This window comes from Bacillus sp. GMs2/2 (assembly GCF_050172095.1).
GTDB classification, from domain to species: domain Bacteria; phylum Bacillota; class Bacilli; order Bacillales; family Bacillaceae_G; genus Bacillus_A; species Bacillus_A cereus.
In genome coordinates this window covers 1-3,836 of sequence record NZ_JBNLYE010000369.1, presented here as the reverse complement: position 1 = coordinate 3,836, position 3,836 = coordinate 1, and the positions used below count along the sequence as shown (strand labels likewise).

Below are 3,836 nucleotides of genomic sequence, written 5' to 3'. Positions count from 1 at the left end.
ACATATTGAGAATCTTTTTACTCTTGATACAATATTCATACATCAAAATAAAAGGAATGTATGCAATGAATCCAATCTTAACAGCTGCAAAACAACTATTACATAAAGAAGAAAAGGTTTTATCTACTTTAAAATGTTCACTTACTGGCTATATGATTACGCATAAAGTCCCGTATCCTGGCATGTTACTTGCTACTAATCAAAGACTTCTCTTTTTTAGCCAATATAAAAACACATTCATTGCCGAATTTGATTATGAAAAAATTCTATCCATAGAAACGAAGAGAAGAATCTTTGACAAAAAAATAATATTTTACTATGAAGATGAATATATAACGCTTGGATACATTACAAGTTCGAATGTTGAAGCGTTCATAGACTTACTACAAAGAAACAGCAAGACTAGCACAGGCTTATAATCAGCGGGGATCCCCTCGCTGATTCATTATTTTAACTCCTCCCACTTCGTCCAAACTTCCCTCCCGTTTATACAGTACATATTATCCTCTCTATTCATAAACCCCTGTACAATAAATTCACGTCTAATTGTACAAAAATCATCATGATATTGTTTTATAAATGTATTAATTTCTTTTTCTGTATATTGATTTTCAGCATTTAACTTGCTAATTAAATGCTCTAACAATACTAGTTTTTTCTTCTTTTGACCTGGAATCGATTTTAAACGATCCTCTTTATCGAAAAAGTTACGAATGGCCGTATCCCGGAATTTCATTTCACTTTCAGTCATTTTGTTATCCTCCATCACTTTTTTTCTTTATCTTTTCACTTAAAATATCAATAAAGTAATATCCACCCATTAACACATAATAGAACGTAAGTATTCCAAATGCATCTTTCATACTTGTATATACTTCTTTATCAAACAATATAGGTGAAAGGGCGTAAACAAGAAAGATTATTAGCGGATTTACGATAAAATAATAAGTAAGATTGCCTTTCATCATATCAACTCCTCTACCCTATGTTTCTCTGTAAATTGTTGTAATTCCTTTTCTTTCGTTTCTATAGCTTTTAGAAAGATTTATAGATGAACTAAGGAAAAGATGTGCCCTCTATTAAAATAAAAAAGCACCAAAAAGGTGCTTTTATCTACGCTTCAACCGATTGATTTTCAGCAACATTTTTAAATTGTCGTTTGTGCATCAAAGTTAAGGAAGCGATCGTTCCAAGTGATAATACAACGATAAAGATCATGAGCATTCCTATGTTTTGCCACATGAAGTCAAAGTCTCCACTCGATACGACTGCTTTCAATCCTGATACAGAGTATGTCATCGGTAACCAAGCATTGAATGGTTGTAAAAACTTTGGAATCAATTCTAGCGGGAATGTTCCGGCACTCGTTGTAAGCTGCATAATTAATGTGATGATGGCGATAAAACGGCCTGCATCACCGAATGCTGTTACTAAACATTGAATTAATGCGATAAATGCTAAACTTGTAATGATACTAAAGAGTATGAAGTATGGAATGCTTTGTACTTCTACACCTAATCCGAACAGTAATATAACATCTGCTACTATCGCTTGAATAATACCAACTGATAGTAGTACGCCGAACTTACTAATAAACCAACTAAACCCTGATTTTGGAACACCGACTGTATCGCGTAATGGATATACAATTGATAATAGTAATGCCCCAACAAATAAACCGAGTGATAGGAAATACGGCGTAAATCCAGTTCCGTAGTTTGGAACTTCCGCCATTTTCTCCGTCTTCACTTTTACAGGACTTGCAAACATATCATACGTTTTATCCGTCCCTTTTACTTCACCAGTTTTCACTGCCCCTTCGCCAAGTTTCTCAGCAAGTTCACCTGAACCATCGTTTACTTTTACGAGACCATCCGTTACTTTTCCTGATCCGTCTGCTAGTTTATTAACGCCATCGATTAGCTGGGTTGAGCCAGTTGATAATGTGCCTAAGCCTGTTGTTACTTGACCGGAGCCATCTGCTAATTGATTTACTCCACCTGCCATTTGATTTGCTCCTACAGATAATGTACCTAAACCGCCTGTTACTTGGCTTGAGCCATCCGTTAATTGGTTTACTCCTGCAGATAATGTTCCTAAACCACCTGTTACTTGGTTTGAGCCATCTGCTAATTGATTTACTCCTGCAGATAATTGACCTAATCCATCTGTTACTTTTCCAGAGCCGCTTTGTAATTGCGTTACTCCATCAATTAATTGAACTGATCCATCTTTTAATTTATCAGCACCTATTTTTGCATTATCTAATCCCTCACCAAATCCATGAAATTTACTAACAAATTCATTTTGTGCGTTCGTTAGTTTCTCAACACCACCTGCCAGAGCTTTCATCCCTGCTGGATTTGGTAATTTATTTTGCAATCCATTTGTTGTTTGATGTATTTCGCCCTTTAATTGTTTTACTTCTTCATTTAGTTTATTTGTTCCACCTGCTACTCCGGCAGCCTTTTGCTGAACTGTCGCTGTACTTTTTACAGCACTTGTTATGAACGGTTGTAACTGCTCTTGATATTCTTTTGGTAAACTTTCAATTTGCTTTTGTAAATTCGCTACATCTTGTGCTGCAGTTTTAGCATCTCCTACTGTTGATTGCGTAAGTTCATTTAACTGATTTATATTCGCCCTAGCTCCATCTATTTTTTCATTTACTGTATTCAATATAGAAGGAACTTTCGACTGCATTTCCTCTAAGCCTGCAGCAGACTTTTGTACGTTACTATTTAAATCTTGCAATCCCTTTTGAATTTCTTGAGACCCTTTTTCTAATTGACTTCGCCATTCAACAAGTTTTCCCATACCATTTGATAGATCAGTTGTTCCTGTTTTTAAATCACCGGATTTACTTACTAATTTGTTCAAGCCACCGGTCACTTTCTCAGATCCATCACGCAATTCACCCGTTTTGCTATTTAATGTATTTAAACCTGCTGTTACTTTTCCTGATCCATCTACTAATTTTCCGATACCTGCATTGCTATTTAATACATGTAAACCATCTGTTACTTTTCCTGATCCATCTACTAATTTTCCGATACCTATTTGCATCTCACCTGTTTTACTATTTAACGTATTTAAACCTGCTGTCACTTTCCCAGATCCATCAAATAGTTTCCCAACGCCATCCTTCATCTCCCCAGATTTCCCTTGCAGTGTATGAAGGCCATCCGTCACTTTACTTGAACCATCATGCAGCTCACTTGATCCGTCGTGTAGTTTATTTGCTCCTTCCGCCCCATCTGCTAATCCTTTTGAGACGTCTTGAATGGAATCAAACATTTTCTCTGCATATGTTTTCGTTAACGTGCTTGCTACTTCACCTTTAATTTTTTCAATGGCTGTTCCGCCAATTTGTGAAGATAAGAAGTTCAAACTTTCGTTTGGAATATATTCTAAGTTTAATGGCTTCGGATCGTCTTTTAGTAACGTTGTAGCGTTACTTGAGAAGTCATCTGGAATGAGCACTAACATGTAATACTTTCTACCTTCCATTCCTTTCTTCGCTTCTTTTTCACTTACGAACTCCCATTTAAAACTTTTATTATCTTTTAAATTATCAACGAGCCCTTTTCCGACCTCAATTGGTTTCCCATCAAATACTGCGCCTTTATCTAAATTGACTACTGCAACTGGTAAGTCATCTAACTGTTTATACGGATCCCAAAAGGCCCACAAAAACATCCCTGCATATAAAATCGGTACGAATAAGACCGCAATAATTGGAATTAATATTTTTTTACTTTTTATAATTTCCGTGAACTCTTTCCGAAGTAACTGATTCCCTTTCATAATTTCTCCCCCTTTTATAAAATGACCAA

4 protein-coding genes are annotated in these 3,836 nt (G+C 35.8%); 1 reads left to right on the top strand and 3 read right to left on the bottom strand.

Annotation, left to right across the window (positions count from 1 at the left end; all coding sequences use genetic code 11):
• The first annotated feature begins 65 nt into the window (after positions 1–65).
• On the top strand, positions 66–419 hold the full coding sequence (locus ACQGS6_RS24415) for a PH domain-containing protein (protein WP_001068226.1): 354 nt from the start codon (positions 66–68) through the stop codon (positions 417–419).
• Positions 420–445: 26 nt separating this feature from the next.
• Here ACQGS6_RS24415 and ACQGS6_RS24410 read toward each other — a convergent pair whose 3' ends face one another.
• The 3 genes from ACQGS6_RS24410 to ACQGS6_RS24400 form a co-directional block, all read right to left on the bottom strand.
• Positions 446–751 carry a DUF2087 domain-containing protein gene (locus tag ACQGS6_RS24410; RefSeq protein ID WP_025966985.1) on the bottom strand — a complete coding sequence of 102 codons (306 nt, stop codon included), beginning with the start codon at positions 749–751 and terminating at the stop codon, positions 446–448.
• 4 nt (positions 752–755) lie between these two features.
• Positions 756–968: a hypothetical protein gene (locus tag ACQGS6_RS24405; protein WP_001986098.1), complete on the bottom strand. Its 213-nt coding sequence runs from the start codon at positions 966–968 to the stop codon at positions 756–758.
• Between the two features lie 145 nt (positions 969–1,113).
• A complete protein-coding gene (locus ACQGS6_RS24400) occupies positions 1,114–3,807 on the bottom strand; it encodes a YhgE/Pip domain-containing protein (protein WP_025966984.1) in 2,694 nt (897 codons plus the stop codon).
• Between the last annotated feature and the right edge of the window lie 29 nt (positions 3,808–3,836).